Origin of the sequence: Pediococcus claussenii ATCC BAA-344, assembly GCF_000237995.1 — a bacterium.
GTDB classification, from domain to species: domain Bacteria; phylum Bacillota; class Bacilli; order Lactobacillales; family Lactobacillaceae; genus Pediococcus; species Pediococcus claussenii.
Map to the genome: position 1 here is coordinate 246,486 of NC_016605.1, position 20,647 is coordinate 267,132.

The 20,647-nt window shown below is 37.7% G+C and carries 17 protein-coding genes; all 17 read left to right on the forward strand.

Going from position 1 to position 20,647, the window contains the following annotated elements; all coding sequences use genetic code 11:
- Positions 1-515 precede the first annotated feature (515 nt).
- Positions 516-1,037: a hypothetical protein gene (locus PECL_RS01190; protein ID WP_014214770.1), complete on the forward strand. Its 522-nt coding sequence runs from the start codon at positions 516-518 to the stop codon at positions 1,035-1,037.
- 30 nt (positions 1,038-1,067) lie between these two features.
- Positions 1,068-1,475, forward strand: a complete 408-nt coding sequence (locus tag PECL_RS01195) for a hypothetical protein (protein ID WP_014214771.1) — start codon at positions 1,068-1,070, stop codon at positions 1,473-1,475.
- Positions 1,476-1,772: 297 nt separating this feature from the next.
- The gene (locus PECL_RS01200; protein ID WP_407946493.1) at positions 1,773-2,918 is read left to right on the forward strand and encodes an NAD(P)-dependent malic enzyme; all 1,146 of its coding nucleotides are present in this window, start codon (positions 1,773-1,775) and stop codon (positions 2,916-2,918) included.
- A 32-nt stretch (positions 2,919-2,950) separates the two neighbouring features.
- The gene (locus PECL_RS01205; RefSeq protein ID WP_014214773.1) at positions 2,951-3,925 is read left to right on the forward strand and encodes an AEC family transporter; all 975 of its coding nucleotides are present in this window, start codon (positions 2,951-2,953) and stop codon (positions 3,923-3,925) included.
- A 12-nt stretch (positions 3,926-3,937) separates the two neighbouring features.
- Complete coding sequence (gene citC / locus PECL_RS01210; RefSeq protein ID WP_014214774.1) at positions 3,938-5,005, forward strand: [citrate (pro-3S)-lyase] ligase; 1,068 nt, start codon at positions 3,938-3,940, stop codon at positions 5,003-5,005.
- The gene (gene citD, locus PECL_RS01215) at positions 4,995-5,288 is read left to right on the forward strand and encodes a citrate lyase acyl carrier protein (protein ID WP_014214775.1); all 294 of its coding nucleotides are present in this window, start codon (positions 4,995-4,997) and stop codon (positions 5,286-5,288) included. Before citC ends, citD begins: the two co-directional genes overlap by 11 nt.
- Complete coding sequence (gene citE, locus PECL_RS01220) at positions 5,289-6,203, forward strand: citrate (pro-3S)-lyase subunit beta (protein ID WP_014214776.1); 915 nt, start codon at positions 5,289-5,291, stop codon at positions 6,201-6,203.
- Positions 6,193-7,731, forward strand: a complete 1,539-nt coding sequence (gene citF / locus PECL_RS01225; protein ID WP_014214777.1) for a citrate lyase subunit alpha — start codon at positions 6,193-6,195, stop codon at positions 7,729-7,731. The genes citE and citF overlap by 11 nt, the downstream gene beginning before the upstream one ends.
- An 18-nt stretch (positions 7,732-7,749) precedes the next feature.
- Positions 7,750-8,301, forward strand: coding sequence for a citrate lyase holo-[acyl-carrier protein] synthase (gene citX, locus PECL_RS01230; RefSeq protein ID WP_014214778.1), 552 nt, complete (start codon positions 7,750-7,752; stop codon positions 8,299-8,301).
- A 17-nt stretch (positions 8,302-8,318) separates the two neighbouring features.
- Positions 8,319-9,206: a triphosphoribosyl-dephospho-CoA synthase CitG gene (gene citG / locus PECL_RS01235; RefSeq protein WP_050899551.1), complete on the forward strand. Its 888-nt coding sequence runs from the start codon at positions 8,319-8,321 to the stop codon at positions 9,204-9,206.
- A gap of 323 nt (positions 9,207-9,529) precedes the next feature.
- Positions 9,530-11,443: a 1,4-alpha-glucan branching protein GlgB gene (glgB, locus tag PECL_RS01240; RefSeq protein ID WP_014214780.1), complete on the forward strand. Its 1,914-nt coding sequence runs from the start codon at positions 9,530-9,532 to the stop codon at positions 11,441-11,443.
- Positions 11,433-12,572 (forward strand): glucose-1-phosphate adenylyltransferase, encoded by a 1,140-nt coding sequence (locus tag PECL_RS01245; protein WP_014214781.1) that lies wholly within the window; start codon positions 11,433-11,435, stop codon positions 12,570-12,572. The genes glgB and PECL_RS01245 overlap by 11 nt, the downstream gene beginning before the upstream one ends.
- Positions 12,569-13,738 carry a glucose-1-phosphate adenylyltransferase subunit GlgD gene (gene glgD / locus PECL_RS01250; RefSeq protein ID WP_014214782.1) on the forward strand — a complete coding sequence of 390 codons (1,170 nt, stop codon included), beginning with the start codon at positions 12,569-12,571 and terminating at the stop codon, positions 13,736-13,738. The genes PECL_RS01245 and glgD overlap by 4 nt, the downstream gene beginning before the upstream one ends.
- Entirely contained in the window at positions 13,735-15,183 is a 1,449-nt protein-coding gene (gene glgA / locus PECL_RS01255; protein ID WP_014214783.1) for a glycogen synthase GlgA, read from the forward strand. Before glgD ends, glgA begins: the two co-directional genes overlap by 4 nt.
- 115 nt (positions 15,184-15,298) lie before the next feature.
- Entirely contained in the window at positions 15,299-17,710 is a 2,412-nt protein-coding gene (locus PECL_RS01260) for a glycogen/starch/alpha-glucan phosphorylase (RefSeq protein WP_014214784.1), read from the forward strand.
- Positions 17,711-17,732: 22 nt separating this feature from the next.
- Positions 17,733-19,535 (forward strand): glycoside hydrolase family 13 protein, encoded by a 1,803-nt coding sequence (locus PECL_RS01265; RefSeq protein WP_014214785.1) that lies wholly within the window; start codon positions 17,733-17,735, stop codon positions 19,533-19,535.
- A 552-nt stretch (positions 19,536-20,087) separates the two neighbouring features.
- Positions 20,088-20,645 carry an aminoacyl-tRNA hydrolase gene (gene pth, locus PECL_RS01270; RefSeq protein ID WP_014214786.1) on the forward strand — a complete coding sequence of 186 codons (558 nt, stop codon included), beginning with the start codon at positions 20,088-20,090 and terminating at the stop codon, positions 20,643-20,645.
- The last annotated feature ends 2 nt before the right edge of the window (positions 20,646-20,647 follow it).

Consider the following 20,647-nt stretch of genomic DNA (forward strand, 5'->3'; position numbering starts at 1 on the left):
TTATAATATTCTTTTGCGTTTCTTAGTGCTAAGATTAAAACATGACAAAAAATAATAATACCAAAATAAAAACCTTAATATTAAGTTTTATGCTGTCAATATTATTTACCGGAGGAATGTTTGCTCATGCAGATGAGCTGAATAAATCTGCCAGCAGTCCTGGTGCATTTCTTGAGGAAATTAAGATTCTCGTCTAAATATCCATAATCGACCAACTTCTAAACTTGATGTACTACGTAACAATGTCAAAAATATTGTTTGTTTCAACCTCTGATTCTGGAATTGCTTTAATATCTATGAGTTATTCAAAAATCGAAAAAAGTAGCACATTTGGTTATAAAAAAGTAAGTAAGGGAATTAAACAGCTAAATCGAATAATTAGACGTAGTTATAAAAGTATATTTGTCTAAGTTATAGAAGAGTTTACAGTCCTGTATAGACGAGCTGTACGACAAGCCTTACATCGAATTGGAAGGTTCTTTAGACATTGGTTTTAAAAATAGATGAGGTTATAAATGAAAAGAAGATTAATTTGGACAGTACTAGTTATGGTAACAATACTCATCGGACTAGGAATCGGAGTATGGCGGAATTTGGATAATAACGCGTATTATTATGCGACACATATGCCATATCGGAAAGATTATTATCCGGTGTTTAGGGTAGTCGCTGTAAAACCGTTACCACAGAGTGTGAATAAGGTTTATCCCAGTAATATTAATTATGCAATTAAAAATGACAACGTTGATGGACTGAATGGTGCAATTAACATTGATAATGTATATAAAAAGGGTGATTATTGGTCTGTTGACAGTGATAGCTTGTACTATAGTTTGAAATTTGATTCAACTTCGTTAAAGGGCATGACCGCTGAATTTACGTCCAAAATGAGATTATATGATCGTGAGGGAAATGGTATGAAATATGATCGGTCAAAAATGGATAACAAACTAAAGGACATCACACAAAGAATCAAGAAGGCTGTAAAAAAGCCTAAAGTTAATCTCCAATTTTTATACAACTGGATTTATATGTAATCAAACTGGTTAAAATATGAGAGAAGTTAAATGATAAGAAAAATAATATGGTTTTTAATATTCTTTGGAATGATATTTTTAGGAATCGGAACAGGAATATGGCGAAACTTAAATAATAGTGCCTACTACTATGCAACACACATGCCATATCGAAAAGATTACTATCCGGTGGCAAGAGTAATTAGCTTTGAGCCATTACCTAAAGCAGTTAACAAAATATATTTTAGTAACCTCAATGAGGCGGTTAAAGAGGATAGGTCGATAGCAAAGAGCGGTGCCATTATAAATGAAAATATGTATGAAAAAGGTGATACATGGATTGTTGATAACGGAGGTATCACTTATGATAGAGGGGATTCAGCTGGTATGATGGTGTACCTTTCCTCGAAAATGAAGCTATACGATCGTGAAGGAATGGATATGAAATATGACCGATAGGTTAAAAGACATTACACAAAGAATCAAGAAAGCCGTGAAAAAGCCCAGAGTTAACCTCCAGTTTATATACAATTGGATTTTTATGTAAAAAACGGTACTTCCTTTAAAACTAGGATTAATGCCAGGATTGATGTGATTTAATCCTGACATTAATCTTAGTTTTTTTGTACCACATAATCTAGTTTATGGGCAGATTTATTTTTATATTTTTAAAAAAACATACAAAAATTTGCAAAATTTTAAAAAGAGAGTACTATTTAGTTGACAACGTTTACAGTAACTATGGGAGGAATGTCTATGGATCAGGATAATGAAGTTTTTGAACTGCATAAAAAGCATACTGGGGTCTTAAGTATTGAACCAGAAATGCAAGTTAGTAATAAAAAGGAATTAGGCGAAGCTTATACACCTGGAGTTGCGGGAATTGCCAAAGATATTGAAGCGCATGCGGAGTTAAAAGATGAATTAACTCTAAGCGGGAAGCTTGTCGCGGTAGTAACGGATGGTTCAGCAGTTTTGGGTCTTGGAAATATTGGACCAGCTGGTGGACTCCCAATTGTTGAGGGAAAGTCACTTCTATATAAGGAATTATCAGGGGTAGATGCCCTTCCAATGGCAGTTGATCAAGTTGAAACAGATGAATTTGTGAGAACCATTAAAAATATTTCAACATCATTTGCAGGGATTCATTTGGAAGATATTGCCGCACCAAGATGCTTTGAAATCGAAGACAAATTGAGTGCCAGTCTTGATATTCCGGTGTATCACGATGACCAAGAAGGAACGGCAATTGTCGTTTTGGCGGGACTACTCAATGCAGCAAAAGTTGTTGGTAAAGATGTTAAAGATTTAAAAATTGTTATGAATGGATTGGGCGCATCAGGAGTGGCAACGGCAAAATTACTTTATGATTTTGGAATTCATAATTTAACCTTAGTCGATATTCATGGCGTTATTCGAAGCGATTCAAGTGAATATAATTCATATCAAAAAGAATTAGCACAAAAAATAGGGTTGAATGTCAAAGGACAAAGCCTTGATGATGTGATTGACGGTCAGGATGTCTTCGTTGGACTTTCAGACGCCAACGTTTTGTCTGGCGAACAGGTTAAGAGAATGGCAGACGATCCAATTATTTTTGCCCTAGCTAACCCCCTCCCAGAAATTGATCCAAAGGTGGCAGCAGATGCTGGTGCAAAAGTGATTGCAACAGGTTCAAGCCAATATCCAAACCAGGTTAATAATATTTTGGCATTTCCGGGATTGTTCAGAGGACTACTTAAGAGTGGTATTAAGAAGGTTGATTTTAGTTTAGAAATAATCGTTGCAAATGCTTTGGCAGGAATGATTACAAAACCAACAGCAGAAAAGATTATTCCAGGAGTTTTTGATTCAGGGGTCGCAGATACAGTTACCAGTGCAATTATTAATAGTACAAAATAAAATATTTTAAGCTTCACCTAGGAGGAATTATCATGAGTGTATTTCTTACATCAATTCAAAGTGTCCTAGCAATTGTAATTATGATCGGAGTCGGCTATTTTGGTCAGGCTAAGGGCTGGTTCGATAAAAAAGTATCTAGTGCTTTATCAAAACTGATTATGCAAATCGCTTTACCCGCTTCAATTTTTGGTGCCATGTTAAAATTCTTTAATCCAAGCAAGTTGGCGACACTTTCGCAAGGACTTATTTACTCAATTCTTTCAATTTTGATTGGCTATGTAGTGGCTTGGCTTTACGTACGAGTAACAAAGGTTCCACGTGGTCGCCGTGGACTAATGATGACGGCTATCAACGGAGCAAATACGGTGTTTATTGGAATGCCCTTAAATATTGCTTTGTTTGGACAAATTTCAGTTCCTTATTTATTGGTTTACTACATTGTTAACACGGTTATTATTTGGACTCTCGGTGTATGGGTAATTGCTAATGATGATCCAACAACGACAGACGGTTCCAAGGCGACATTTGACTGGCATCATTTGATTCCAACTCCACTTTGGGGATTTATCATAGCATTGCCATTCATCTACTTTGCACCATTAAAAGATATTTTGAACCATGCTACTTTTGCAACAACTGCTTTAACGGATATTGGTGCATTAGTTACACCATTATCGCTGATTTATATCGGAATCATGCTTAGGTCATTTGGTATCTTAAACATGAAATTTGATAGTAGTGTGATTGCAACCTTGGTTGGACGTTTCGTTGTTTCACCAATTTTAATGGCATTATTGATTATGATCGGTATGAAATCAGGATTGCAAATCAACAGTATTTTCCATCAAACTTTGATAATTCAGGCGGCAACACCATCACTTGCAGTGCTTCCAATTTTAGCTGAAACTTATCATGGGGATGTTAAATTTGCGACAAACATTGTTGTATCAACTTCTGTGTTATTCATTATTGTTGTTCCAATTATTATGGTTCTCCAAAATCTCTAATTTAGAAGGGCGGTGTGCCTTATTAATAACGAAATTGTGACACTTAATTTGAAAAATTCAATTGTAAAAAGAAGGTGGGAATCCTTTCTAACATCTACAGGAGAATTTAATTTTAGTGATAAAGAAGTCACAGTAATCGATGAAACAATCGGTATTTATGATGGTAATAAATTAGTTGCAACAGGATCGATTGCTGGCAATGTTTTGAAGTATATTGCGGTTTGCAATAAGTATACGACGCAAGGAGCCTACTTTAATTTAATCGTTTCGGAATTAATTGCCCGCCTATTTCAGAAAAAGATCACGCATTATTTTGTGTTTACAAAAGAACAATATTCAGCAAGTTTCCAACATGTTGGTTTTAAAGAATTAGCAAGTTCTGAGATGGGTGCCATTCTGGAAGGTGGTGATAGGAATATTGAGGAGTATGTTTCAAGTATTACTCGAATTCCAAATCAGGACCAGAAAAAAGTGGCGGCAATTGTAATGAATGCCAATCCTTTCACCAATGGACATCAGCAATTGGTAAAAGTGGCTTCGGAAGCTAACGATTTGGTGTATGTATTTGTTGTCAGTAATGATGTTTCGCTATTCACTAGCACGGAGCGTTTTGAACTGGTGAAACGAGGAACAGATCAGTTTGAAAATGTTGTAGTGGTTCCCGGCAAGGAATATATGGTGAGTTATGCAACATTTCCAGCATATTTTATCCCTACACCAGATACAGCAATAAAATATCAAACAACACTTGATGCTCGAATTTTTAAAAATCAGATTGCACCTAAGTTAAATATCCAAAAAAGGTATCTTGGTACAGAACCACTTTCACATACAACGGGAATATATAACGACACGTTAAAACGAGAGCTCCCGCCTGAGATACAGGTTGATGAAATTGATCGTTTTAAAGATAGCGACGGAACAATTATTACAGCTACGCAGGTCAGAAAAGCAATTGCTAAAAATGAAATCACTAGTATCAGGGGATTCGTTCCAGAAACAACGTATCAGTTTATTGAAAACAACTTAGAGGAGCTACAATCAAAGATTGCGAAAGGAATGAGAATTAATGGAAATTAAACAAACCGCAATTGCGGGAACACTGGAATCGTCAGATATTCAAATCATGTTAAGCAAGGGAACAGCGGGAATCACGATTGAGTTAGAGTCTGCTGTTGAGAAACAATTTGGAGACGAAATACGTAAGGTAATTACTTCTGTCTTAGAATCGTTTGGGGTTGAAAATGTGAATGTAAAAGCAGTTGATAAGGGTGCCTTGGATTGTGTTATTAAAGCGCGTACCATAGCTGCTACTCAACGCGCACTTGATACGGTTGAAGAACCTGCATGGGAGGTGCTATAAATGGCAAATGACACGGAACGTTTAAGAAGAACGATGATGTTTGTTCCAGGAAATAATCCAGCAATGCTTAAAGATGCTGGCATTTATGGTGCTGACTCGATTATGTTCGATTTGGAAGATGCCGTTTCAATTACTGAAAAAGATGCGGCACGTGACCTAGTTTATGAAGCTTTACAGACGGTTGATTACGGTAACGCAGAGTTAGTTGTTCGAATTAACGGATTGGACACTCCATTTTATCAAAATGACATTAAGGCAATGGTAAAAGCGAAAATTGATGTAATCAGACTTCCAAAGACTGAATCTGCGGAAATGATCCAACAACTTGAAGCGTTGGTAGCTGATGCTGAAAGAGAGTTTAACGTTGAACCTGGTTCAATTAAATTGATGGCAGCGATCGAAAGTGCCAAAGGTGTAATTAACGCGGTTGAAATTGCTGCGGCCTCTTCAAGAATGATTGGAATCGCTCTTTCTGCTGAAGATTATACAACTGACATGAAAACGCATCGTTATCCTGACGGCGCAGAGCTTGAATTTGCTCGAAACATGGTTCTGCATGCGGCACGTGCGGCAGGAATTGCAGCCTTTGATACGGTATTTACTAACATGGACGATACGGATGGCTTCTATCGTGAGACTGAACACATCCATCAGTTAGGATTTGATGGTAAATCGTTGGTTAATCCCCGTCAAATCGAAATGGTTAACAAAGTCTATCAACCAACTGAAGACGAAGTTGAAAATGCACTTAATGTTATTGCAGCAATCGAAGAGGCCAAAGTTAAGGGATCAGGCGTAATTTCAATGAATGGTCAAATGGTTGATCGCCCGGTTGTTTTGAGAGCACAACGTGTGATGATGTTGGCAAAAGCCACAAATTTGGTGAATGAGGATGGTGAATACATTGAAAAATAATGTAAATCGAGAATTACCAGAAGACTTGATGAGTGATCTGCATTATCAACCATATGAAAACACAGAGATTGGTAATCCAGATATTCAACGTGTTGCACCAAAAGTCCGAGTATCTACTGGTGATGACAAATTAGTTAGTTCAATTGAAAACGTTGTTAAAGAAAACGTTAAAGATGGCATGACGATCTCTTTCCACCATCATTTTCGAGACGGAGATTTTGTATTTAACCAAGTTATGCGAGTAATTATTGATAGCGGATTGAAGGATCTAACATTAGCTCCTTCGTCTTTAACTGACATTATGAATGATATGGTGATTGAAGCTATCAAAGCAGGAACGATTACGAATATCACAAGTTCTGGTATGCGTGGCAAGTTAGGGGACTTTGTTTCACATGGTGGATTAAAGAATCCCGTTATTTTCCGATCACATGGCGGAAGAGCACGTGCTATTGAGGATGGGGCAATCAAGATTGATGTAGCATTTTTAGGTGTACCCAACGCTGATAAACTTGGAAATGCAAACGGAATGTTGGGAGATGCAGTATTCGGTTCGTTAGGATATGCGTTAATGGACGCACAATATGCCGATAAAGTTGTTTTACTTACGGACAATATTGTTGATTACCCAAATACGCCTGCTTCAATCAAACAAACACAGGTTGATTATGTGGTTAAAGTTGATAAAGTTGGTGATCCAGACAAGATTGGTTCTGGTGCAACTCGCTTCACTAAGGACCCTAAAGAATTGAAGATTGCTCAAACGGTTAACGATATTATTGTTAACTCTCCCTACTTCAAGGATGGATTTTCATTCCAAACTGGTTCCGGTGGTGCTGCTCTAGCGGTTACCCGTTATCTACGTCAAGCAATGATCGATAACAAAATTAAGGCCTCTTTCGCACTTGGTGGAATCACAAAGCCAACGACAGATTTACTTGAAGAGGGATTAGTCTCTAAAATAATGGATGTTCAAGATTTTGATAAGGGCGCGGCTGATTCAATGCATACTAATAAGAATCAGCAAGAAATTGACGCTTCCTGGTATGCAGATCCTTATAATAAAGGCGCAATGGTTGATCAATTAGACGTTGTTATTTTATCAGCGTTAGAAATTGATACCAACTTTAACGTGAATGTTATGTCTGGATCAGACGGCGTTATCCGTGGTGCGATAGGTGGACACCAAGATGCTGCAACTGCTAAATTAACTATTATTAGTGCACCATTGGTACGTGGACGTTTAGCAACTGTTGTTCCAGAAGTGACGAGTGTTGTTACACCGGGCGACTCGGTAGATGTTTTGGTAACAGAAGTAGGAATTGCAATTAATCCTAAGCGAACAGATTTGATTAAGGAATTTGCAAAATTACCAGGTGTTCCGGTTTATTCAATCGAAGAACTTCAAGCCAAAGCTGAAAAGATGGTTGGGACTCCAAAACCAATTGAATACGGTGATCGTACGGTCGCACTTGTTGAATACCGAGATGGTACGATTATTGACGCAATTAAAGAAGTGAAAGATTAATAACTGAGGAGTTTTCAATTGACACAATCAATATTTGAAACTGGGTATGAACAGGATATAGCGGCTGTTTTGAATAATAGGGATCAACGTAGTTCACTACAAAAAGAGTTAATGGATAAATTTGTAGGGCAGACGGTCATTGCAACCAAATTGAATATTCCAGGTCCAATTAAAAATAACGATAAAATTCATCAATTATTCGAATGGGGCAACAAGCAATTTCTCCAAATGTTAGAATCAAATGATGGTTTTAAAACACTGGATGAAATTGATTGGGACTTGCCAACTGGTCCTGAAAGCTTTCGGGTAACTAGTATGTCGGCCCTACAAATAAAAAAGATCGCAATTGATTTTGAAGATAGTTCTCAAATTGGGCGCCTATTTGACATTGATGTATTGAATTCAGAAGTTGATGAAGGTCGTCCCATATCTCGAACAGAACTGGAAATGCCTGTTCGTAACTGTTTGATATGCGATCGTCCGGCTAAGGAATGTGCACGATCACGACGACATTCAGTCAGTGACTTACAAGAAAAAATCAGCTCAATTTATGCGAAACAATTTAATTGAACCGAAAGGAACAAACAATGCGGATAGAAGAAAACAGTCAGCATCAGTCATTTCAAGATTTAAAAAAATTAGTGGTGCAAAATGCGGTTAAGTCGATGTTGTACGAAGTGACCGTTACTCCTAAACCTGGATTGGTTGATCCTCAAAGTTCAGGCCCGCACCCAGATATGGATGCGTTTAACTTTATTGACAGCGCATTGAGTTTAGAATTCTATTTTAATTCCTCATTTATTGCCGGATGGCGCTTTGAAGAAGATGACTATCAAACATTGTTTAATCAGATACGCGAATTAGGAATTGCGGCCGAAAAAACAATGTTTAGTGCCACCAATGGTATTAATACTCACAAAGGGGCAGTTTTTTCTTTAGGTGTGGTTGTTGCGGCATCGGCAGTTAATCTTTCTGGAGAGACTTTTGATACAAGAAAAGCACTTGAATGTGTCAAGTTGATGCTTCAGGGACTAGTAGAAAAAGATTTCAAAGGTGTGAGGTCTAAAGAATTATCAGAGTTAACTGCTGGTGAAAGACAATATTTACTCTATGGTGAAACCGGAATTCGTGGGGAAGCCGAGCAAGGATACCCAACGGTGATTGAACATGCACTTCCCTTTTTAATGCAGAGCAAAGGCACTACTGATCAGCGTTTACTGGATACTCTAATGACAATCGTTGCATCTTCAAACGATAGTAATCTAATTAAAAGGGCGGGAAACAACAAAATTGTCGAGTGGGCACACCAACAGGCACAGGAATTTTTAGATTTAGGTGGTAGTTTAACTAGATCTGGGATGGCAAAACTTCTTGAGTTGAATCAGACTTTTTATGACAGAAATTTGAGCTTGGGTGGTTCAGCGGATTTACTGATTGTGACAATCTTTTTTGGATTGATGCAAGGAACTCTATAATTGTTAAACTTTTACTGAATACAAAGAATAAAAACGAATTTCAAAGAAAAGACGTAAAATCTTTCTCTGAAATTCGTTTTTATTTTGCCAAAAAATCATTTTTTTTTGCTTATTTGCATATTGTTCGAGTATTTATTTTTATATTGGTATGCTGAAAATCGTAGGTAAAACAGAAGAAATGATGTTTAAAAAATTCATCAAAAAGTTTTGATTTGCTATATAAAAAGATGGTTGATGAAAGTATAATTATCAGTAAGAAGTAAGCGCTTACAAAAGTGCTGATGAACGTTCTTCCTTTCGTCGATATAAAGGAGGTTAAAGCAATGAAAATTGAGCAAAAAAGATTTGAAAAACAAGCATATTTATTTAACGTTGGTGAGTATTTTAAAAGCTACGAATTTTTAGGGTGTCACTCTGTTAATGATCAGATAAACATGTTTAGTTTTACAGTTTGGGCACCGAATGCAAAACAGGTACAAGTGATTAGTTCTGCGAAAGATTGGAAACAGCCGATCTCAATGCGAAAAATAGGACAAACTGGCATTTGGACAGTCGAAACAAAAGATGTTCACTCGGGAGATTTGTATAAGTTTCAAATTACTGATCAACAAGGGAATGTATTTCAAAAAATTGATCCTTATGGATTTCAGTTCGAAAAAAAGCCAGGGAATGCTGCAATTGTTGCGGATAACAAACAAAGAAAATGGCATGATCAGAAGTGGCTGAAAGCACGCAGTGAAAAGCAGGTTTTGAACGAGCCTTTAAACATTTACGAGTTACACGCTGGGTCGTGGCGACGACATAAGGATGATAGTTATTACACTTATGCAGAGTTAGCAGATGAATTGATACCATACGTAAAAAAACATGGGTATACCCATATAGAACTTTTGCCAATTATGGAGCATTTATTGGATGCGTCCTGGGGTTATCAACAAATGGGATACTTTGCACCAACCAGCCGTTTTGGAAATTTGAATCAGTTTTTGGAGTTTATTGATCGATGCCATCAAGTAAATATTGGAGTGATTGTTGATTGGGTTCCAGGTCACTTTATAAAAAATTACGATTCGTTGTATCAGTTTGATGGAACACCCACTTTTGAGTATTCAGAGCGTGAACGTGCGGAAAATAAGCGGTGGGGTTCATGGAACTTCGATCTTGGAAAGAACCAGGTGCAGAGCTTTTTGATTTCAAGTGCAATGTATTGGATTGATTATTGCCACTTAGATGGTTTACGCGTGGACGCCGTTTCTAATATGTTGTATTTGGACTATGACGAAGGTAAAGAAGGAATAACGAATCACCTTGGTGATAATCGTAATTTGGAAGGAATTTCATTTTTACAAAAGCTCAATACGGTTATCTTTGCGGAACATCCCGATATATTGATGATCGCGGAAGAGTCATCTGCGTTTCCAAAAGTTACGGCACCAGTCTCTAGTGGTGGATTAGGTTTTAACTTGAAGTGGAATATGGGGTGGATGAACGATACTCTGAAATTCTTTGAGATGGATCCACTGTTTAGAAAGGATAATTTTAAATTATTAACCTTTGCCTTCATGTACATGTATGACGAACAATTTGTGTTGCCATTTTCGCATGATGAGGTAGTTCATGGTAAAAAGTCATTAATGCACAAAATGCCTGGTGATCGATACAACCAGTTTGCTAATTTAAGGACAATGCTGGCATATCAAGCTTGCTTTCCAGGTAAAAAGTTAAACTTTATGGGAAGCGAATGGGGACAATTTCTTGAATGGCGAGACTGGAGTCAGCTAGAGTGGGTGGATTTAAAAGATGATATGAATCTTAAAACGCAGTCCTATACGACAAAACTAAACGAACTGTATAGAGAAAATGAATCACTGTGGCAACAGGATTTTTCACCAAATGGGATGAACTTCACCAATACGGATGACGCTGAAAGTTCAACAATGACATTCATACGGCAAAGCGAGAAATCAACTGACTTTATAGTTTGTGCGTTTAACTTTGTGCCCATTGAACGACAAAAGTATCGTATTGGCGTGCCTTATTCGGGAGAATATGAATTGCTATTAAACACTGAAGACATTAATTACGGGGGGACTTGGACGAAACTTGAAAAGGAATTTCACACTAAAAGAATTCCGTTTACTGGACAATCGTATAGTTTTACGGTCACGTTACCCGCAATGGGAGCTTTACTAATCAGACCCATTAATTTGAAGGAGGATATTAATAATGAACGATGAAATGCTAGGAATTATTTTAGCTGGTGGACAGGGAACGCGTTTGGGGAAACTAACTAAATCTACCGCAAAGCCTGCTGTACCTTTTGGCGGACGATACCGTATCATTGATTTCACCTTGAGTAACTGCGCAAATTCAGGCGTTAATACAGTTGGTGTTATCACTCAGTATCAGCCTTTGGAACTAAATGCCCATATTGGAAGTGGAGCCAGCTGGGGTTTAGATGAGAAAAATAGTGGGGTAACAGTATTGCAGCCATATGCTTCAAGTGAAGGCGAAAAATGGTTTGAAGGAACGGCCCACGCAATATACCAAAATATTAAATATATTGATAGTCAGAATCCAAAGTATCTACTTGTTCTTTCAGGAGACCATATCTATAAAATGGATTATTCAAGTATGTTGGAGTACCACAAGGCAAAAAAGGCATCTCTTACAGTTGGAGTTTTACCAGTGTCAATGGAAGAAGCAAAACGGTTTGGAATGATGAATACCGATGAAACTGATCGAATTATTGAATTTGAGGAGAAGCCAGAACATCCAAAGAGCAATAAAGCTTCAATGGGAATTTATATTTTTAACTGGGATACCCTTCGTGAATACTTGGTTAATAGTTTCTCGACGGATAACAAATTAGAAGACTTTGGGAAAAATGTTATCCCGGCCTATCTTGCTAAAAATGAATCAGCCTATGCTTACTCATTTAGTGGGTATTGGCGAGATGTTGGAACGATTCATAGTTTGTGGCAAGCAAATATGGAATTTTTATCACCAAATAATAGCCTTAATATCAGTGACAAAAATTGGCGGATTTATTCCAAAACAGAAGCGTTACCACCAATGTTTTTAACTGATACAAGTAATGTTAATGATTCAATGGTCGTTGATAGTTGTTACGTTGCAGGCGAGGTTAATCATTCTATACTCTCACAACGGGTTTCCGTGGGTGTTGGAAGTAAGATCAAGGATAGTATGGTAATGCCTGGTGCGGTAATTGGCAAAAATGTCACTATTGAAAAGGCGATTATTGGTGAGAATGCTATGGTCGGTGACGGAGCTCAAATTATTGGTGAGGGCGACGATATTGCTGTTGTTGGATATAACGAAGCTGTAGGAGGAAAAGAGTCATGAAACAAGGAAGCATGTGCGCAGTCATTAACCTAGTAGAAGATTGGGAAAATTTAAAACCATTAACGAACAATAGGCCAGTAGGAACGCTTCCTTTTGCGGGACGTTATCGGTTGATTGATTTTCCTCTGTCAGCAATTAGCAATGCAGGGATCAGAAATGTGATGATTGAGGAACCAAGTTCGGGACGTTCCGTTCAAGACCATATTAGAAGCGGAAAAGATTGGGATATGGATACAATTCGAGGAGGAATATTTACATTCCCATATAATGATCTAGATCGGGTTTCGGACCAACGTAAAGAAGAGATAAAGTACCACTACTATGATAATGAAATCTTATATTTAAGAAAAACAAATGCTGAGTATGCGGTTGTCGTGGGTTCTCATAATGTTAGTGATATTGATTTGCAAGCATTGTTACGTTATCACCAGTCACGTGGAACATTCTTAACAGTAGCTTATAAAAAAATGTCTATCACAGATTTAGACCCAAATAATACGGTACTGCAATTAACTTCCAAGGGAAATGCTAGTGCAGTTGTTCAAGTCGTTGAGGATAACTCGAAGCAAAAAGAACAAACCGCTGCCAAGAATTTAGATATCTACCTGATGTCGACAATGGATTTAATTGATATTTTACATGATGCAAACCGAAAGGGAGATATAAGTGGAATTGATCAGTTATTAAAGCAAGCCGTTATGCAGCATGGAGCAAGTGCATTTGAGTACACAGGGTTCTACGCTAACATTCATGATATTAAAAGTTACTATGATGCAAGTATGAACATTCTTGATGAAGAAAACTTTCGGGCTCTTTTGTACACGCAGCGGCCAATTTATACTAAGGTTAAAAATGAGGTTCCGACCTTCTTTACGAAAGAATCTAAGGTTACAGGTAGTCTATGTGGGACTGGTGGATATGTTGAAGGGACGATTGAGCATTCAGTTGTTTTCCGAAATGTGTTAATTAATCGAAATGCAACGATTAAGAATTCTGTCATCATGCAAGGCGTTAGAATTGGGGTTGGAACAACGGTTGAAAATGCTGTGATTGATAAAAATGTAGTAATTGGGCCAAATATGAAAATTAAAGGGACTCCAGAAAAACCAGTGGTAATTCAAAAAGATGAACATCTTTTTCACCAAAGGGAGGTCGCAAACAAATGATGAAACAAAAAGTATTGTTTGCAGCAGCAGAAGCGGCGCCGTTTTATAAAACTGGTGGACTAGGGGATGTGGCGTATGCATTACCAAAATACCTTGCACAGAGTGGTGTAGATGTCCGAGTAGTTGTACCTTACTATACAAAACTATTTCCGAAACAATATAAAACAGGGTTAGAAGATGTAATCAGTTTTCAAATTGATATTCCGTACAGAGGACTTGTATATTGCGGAATTAAGAAGTATAAGCTCAATGATGTTAACTATTATTTCATTGATAATGAGGAGTTTTTTGGGCGTGATAATCTATATGGATACTGGGATGATGGTGAGCGTTTTGCCTTTTTTCAACTAGCAATTTGTCGGATGATGGAAGTAATTAATTTTATTCCAGATGTTGTGCACATTAATGACTGGCATACAGCATTTGTGCCGGTTCTTTTGCGTGATAAGTTTCATTGGATTGAAAAATATAAGGGCATCAAAACGTTACTAACAATTCATAACTTACAATTTCAAGGGATTTTTGATCCCGTTATTTTGGATACTTTGTTTGGAATGGGATGGAATTCATACACAGATGATGGAGCTAAGTTTTACGATCAGATCAACTTTTTGAAAGGCGGAATTAATTTTGCGGATGCTGTGAATACGGTTTCACCAAGTTATGCCAGGGAAATTCAAACCCCTGAATTCGGGGAACAACTAGATGGTGTTCTGCGCAAAAATAGTTGGAAACTAAGCGGAATTATTAATGGAATAGATAGTGAGCTATATAATCCAGAAACAGACATCCAGATTAAAGCTAACTATAATGCTGCTGACTTGTCTGGAAAAGCAATTGATAAAAGTGAACTTCAAGCAGAGTTAGGATTACCGGTTGAGAATGTCCCGTTGTATGGTGTAGTTTCACGCTTGACGACTCAAAAAGGAATGGATTTATTTCTTGATACCTTGGACGATTTTTTGAGTAGACACAAGGCTCAAGTGGTTGTGTTAGGGACTGGTGATCCTGAGTTGGAACGACGATTCGAATACTATCAGAATAAGTACCCTAATCAGTTAGTGGCACAGATGAAATTTGATATTGGACTAGCACAGCGAATATATGCTGGAAGTGATGTGTTTGTGATGCCATCAGCCTTTGAACCTTCTGGTTTGTCACAAATGATGGCGATGAGATATGGGACACTACCATTAGTTCACGCCGTTGGTGGCTTACGGGATACGGTTATTCCATATAACGAACTTGATAAAACTGGAACAGGATTTACGTTTGATGATTACAGATCAAATGTATTAGGGGAGATATTATCATACTCATTTAGAACATATGATGAACGTCAAACTGACTGGAAAGCATTGCAACAACAGGCGATGGAACGTGATTTTGATTGGTCTAATTCGGCACAGGACTATCTGAACCTATATGATAACTTAGCGGAATAAAGTCACTTAGCACTTTTGACATTCACCAGAAAAATAAGATGTACCCAATTGTTTTAGGATGAGTGTTAAAGAACTTAAGTAAGACAATCAATTGTGACAAGGAAAGGTTGGCGTTATGGCTATAAACTTAACCAAAAATCAATTTAAAGAAGATTTTTTGAATGAAATTCATGCGGCGTATGCTACGGATTTGGATGGGACCTCTGCATTTGATCAATTTACGGTATTAGGCAGATTGATTAATCACTATAACGGAAGGAATTATGCTAAAACCACAAAAAAATATTTTGAAGAAGATCAAAAGGAAGTTTATTACTTTTCGATCGAGTTTTTGCCGGGGCGCATGTTGAAATCAAACTTGCTTAATTTAGGAATTTTAAACGTGGTACGAGAGGGAATCACGGATTTAGGATTAGACTTCGGGGGAATTGTTGAATCTGAACCAGATCCTGGGCTTGGAAATGGCGGACTAGGTAGACTTGCAGCTTGCTTTATGGATTCGATGGCCAGTATCGGAATGGCAGGAAACGGGAATGGAATTAGATATCGTTACGGATTATTCAAACAGGTTTTTATTAATGGGTATCAGGTAGAGCTTGAAGATGATTGGTTAAAAAACGGAAATGTTTGGGAAATAAGACGTGAAAACAAAGCCTGTCTAGTACGATTTGGTGGCAATGTTTGGATGCGACCGACGACAAATAATCGACTTGAGGCGGTTTATGAAAATACAGAGGACGTTTTAGCGGTACCGTATGACACAGGAATGATCGGATACCAAAATGATGTTACTAATACATTAAGGTTATGGTCCGCTGAAGTTCCTCCGGCTGGTAATGAGAAATACTATACTCATGAACAACGTGACCGAATTTCACAAATTACACAGGTTTTATATCCCGATGATTCTAGTATGGAGGGTAGGATTCTAAGGTTACGTCAAGAGTATTTCTTCTCTTCAGCCGGTATCCAAAGCATCATTCGTTTTTATCGTAAGAATCACAAGACAATGGATGAATTGCCTAAACAGGTTGCAGTTCATATTAACGATACGCATCCTACACTTGTTATTCCTGAAATGATGCGCATATTAATGGACGAATGTGAACTCGGATGGGATCAAGCATGGAAGCTGACTACGGAATGTATGAGCTATACTAATCATACAATTTTGCAGGAAGCGCTAGAAAAGTGGCAAATTGAAATATTTAAAGAACTCTTGCCACGTATTTATCAGATTGTGGAAGAAATTGACCGCCGTTACCGTGAGGAAATGCTTCCTAAATATGGAGAAGACATTGTAAATCAAACGGCACCACTTGGCGATGGTCAGGTTAGAATGGCCTATTTGGCAGTAATTGGAAGCCATAGTGTAAATGGAGTGGCTCCCTTGCATACGGAACTATTAGAAAAAGATGTTTTAAAAGAATTGTTTTACATCTATCCAACTCGATTTAATAATAAAACAAACGGAATTACTGACCGCCGCTGGGTACAAATTTCAAATGAACCACTTTCAAATCTTATTGATAGTGCAATTGGCAAGGAGTGGAGAAACAATCCTAAGCAAATGGAGTTATTAGGCCAGTATAGTGATGATGATGACTTTCTTGAAAAGTTTGCTAACGCTAAAAAGAATAATAAGATCGCTTTCGCTAAGTTTGTAAAAGAAACAATGGACATCGAGATTGATCCAGAAGCAATTTTTGATGTTCAAATCAAACGATTGCATGCTTATAAACGACAGCTATTGCATGTGTTAGAAATCATTAGGGAATATTTGCAGATCAAAGATAATCCTCAAGCGCCTTTTACAAAACGGGTGCATATTTTTGGGGCAAAGGCTGCACCAAGTTACTTTTATGCCAAGGAAATTATTAAAATTATAAACGCACTTGCAGAACTAGTTAATAATGATCCAGAAATAAATGACAAATTAAAAGTAGTGTTTGTTCCCAATTACGGTGTATCAATCGCTGAAAAGATTATTCCGGCTGCGGATGTGAGTGAACAAACATCAACTGCTTCAAAAGAAGCATCGGGTACAAGCAACATGAAGTTGATGAGTAATGGTGTTTTGCTACTTGGAACGATGGATGGCGCCAATATTGATATAGTAAATGCGGCTGGTAAAAGTAATGCTTATACTTTTGGATTAACAGTTGCTCAAGTATATAACTACTATGAGAATCACAGTTACCGTTCTGTAGATTTTTATGAACAAAACGATGAATTGAAGCGGGTATTAAATACACTAATTGATGGAACAATTCCAGGAATTAAATCAGAAGGGCAAGATGTATACGACGCTTTAATCCGCTATAACGATGAGTATTTTGTTTTAGCGGATTATGCGGATTATGTAGAAAAGCAAAAGCAGATTAGCAATGATTTTTTGAATAAAAAAGCTTGGAATAAGCGGGCACTTGCTAATGTGACGGCTTCTGGTGAGTTTTCTTCTGATTATACAATTGAAAGGTACGGAGATGATATTTGGAACGTACCTCATACAAAAGAATTAGATTAAGTTGTGACAGGTGGAATTTAATATGAACCCAGTAATTGAATATGATTCATTCCAAACTAAGAACAAAAAACCGTTTGGAGCAGTTTTGCATGGGACAGAGATTCAATTTGCAATCTCAATTCATAATTTGGATGTGGTTCAGATTAGTTTGCAGGTTGACCAAGATGGACACTGGGACACTGAAAAGTCAGTTCAAATGACGCCAAGCGGCGATGACCAAAATCGCTTTGTAGGTGCCTTTCGTCCGAATATTTCAGGGCTTTATTTCTATTACTTTAAGATTCAAACAGATACCGCAACCTTATATTATGGGTGTGTAAATGGTGGCTTTGGTGGACCGGGTACTGTGTATCAAAATAGAGCGCAGGTTCAAATGTATCAGATAACTTGTCTGGCTGAAGTTGAAACGATTCCTGAGTGGTATCAAAATGCCGTCTTTTATCATATTTTTGTGGATCGCTTTAGTAACGGTAACCCTGATGATCAAGTCAATCAACCAAAGGCAAACAGTTTTATTTATGGGCGAAAAACGGACTTACCTGTCTACATTCGTAATAGTCAAAATGACATATTACGGTGGGATTTTTATGGTGGTAATTTAAAAGGTATTGAGCAAAAGCTCCCATATTTGGCCGATTTAGGGGTCACAGCTTTATATTTAAGTCCAATTTTTGAAGCGCGAAGCAATCATCGCTATGATACGGGTGATTACTTTAAAATTGATGGAATATTAGGGACGTTAGCTGATTTTGATCACTTGCTAAGTAAAATTCACCAAATGGGAATGCATGTAGTTCTTGATGGAGTTTTTAATCACGTTGGAGCAGATTCTAAATACTTTAATTTATGGAAATCATATGAAAACGACGGAGCGGTTCAGTCGGTAAACAGTCCTTATTATAGCTGGTTTGATTTCCTGAAATATCCAACAGATTATAAAAGCTGGTGGGGAATTAAAGATTTACCGACTATTAATAAAGACGAAGTATCCTACCAAAATTATATTTATGGTAATGATGATTCAGTTTTAAATTACTGGACTAGTCGTGGCGTAGATGGCTGGCGTTTGGATGTTGCAGATGAATTGCCTGACAGTTTTATTGGTGGAATTAGAAAAGCAGTTTCACAATATCCCGAAAGGGTGGTTATAGGTGAAGTCTGGGAAGATGCGTCGCATAAAGTTGCATACAATCAACGTAGACATTATTTAGAGGGTGGCATGCTTCAAGCAACAATGAACTATCCGCTTCGAGAATTAATCATTAATACGTTGAATAGAAAGATAAAGCCACGTGGTTGGTGGCGTCGATTAGGAACATTGCAGGAGAATTATCCCCAAACTGCTTTTAATAATGCGCTCAATAATATTGGAACGCATGATACAGAACGTATACTAACGGCGGTTGGAAATGACAAAACGTTGTTACTGAATGCAATGTGGTTATTGTTTAGCTTGCCGGGGACACCATGTTTGTATTATGCAGATGAAACAGGAATGTTGGGGGGAACAGATCCAGAAAATAGGGCATTTTATCCATGGGGACATGAGGATCAGGAAATATTATCTGAGGTGAAAAAAGCGATTATTTGGAGAAAGCATCACAATTGGATTAACAAAGCTCAATTTACACCGTTTTACATTGAGGATACGGTGATTGGATTGCGATACCAGTCAGAAGATAATCAGTTATCTGTTTTGCTGAATGTAACGGAAAGCGATCAAGACGTAGAGCTGGCGGATGTGATTGGCATTGATGGGAGTACGATTATTAGAGATGGTAAGAGTGTGATCAGTTTTAAAAAAAGACAAATGCTGATGTTTTAAGTGGGAGTAAGACTGCTTACGGCGGAAATGCGTTTCACAAGTCAGTCCTCTGCGCGCAACCTGTAACAAGAACCATGACCTACCCGTCATAATTCTTGCCAGTTCCTATGAGGCGTACTTCGCCCATAGGAATGGACAACGTACAAGTATTAAACTTTGTGGAACAAGGCATACCTTGCTGGACGAGCTAGTGCCAGTTCCTGCTCAAGAACAACCCGAATTGTTATACGCTCTAGCCGATCCTATTTTTATAGTAGAAACGCGTTCCACAAGTCAGTTCTCTGCGCACAACCTGTAACAAGAACCATGACCTAACCCGTCATAATTCTTGCCACTAGTTGCTGCTCAAGAACAACCCGACTTGTTACACGCTCTATTGATAATGTGCTAAAATGAATAGAAATAAACGTACAGTATTGTGGGATTTGGACTTGCAAGTTCATTTCCCACCTTTTGGTTATCAGAAAACTGGTGAATAATTATGGGTGTCCATAAGTTCACTGGTCTTTTCTGCGTTATACAACTATTGTGCAGGGAGAAAAGGTGTAAACAATGAAGATGATTGTTGGTTTAGGAAATATTGGACCAAAGTACGATCAAACTAGGCATAATACTGGTTTTATGGTCATAGATCAAATGGCTAAGGAATATCAGGTTACAAACTTTAAGAATCAAAGTGAAGCACTGGTTGGTGATTTTAGGTTTAACGGAGAAAAAATTCTGTTAGTAAAGCCAACAACTTACATGAACGAATCGGGGCGTGCTGTTCGTCCTTTGATGGATTATTATGATATTCCGATTGAGGACGTGATAGTTGCGTATGATGATATGGATCTACCGCTTGGAAAGATTCGGTTACGACAAAAAGGATCAGCAGGTGGACATAACGGGATAAAGAGTCTAATTGCACATTTAGGTACAGCTGAATTTAATCGTATTAAGGTTGGTATCGAACATCCCAAGCAGCAATCAGTTGTTGATTATGTTTTAGGTCGGTTCATGCCAGATCAACGAATTGAATTTGATTTGGGAGTCGACAAAGCAGTTAAGGCATTAAATGGCTGGCTTGAGAATCAGAGTTTTAGTAAATTAATGAGTGAATTTAATTAGGA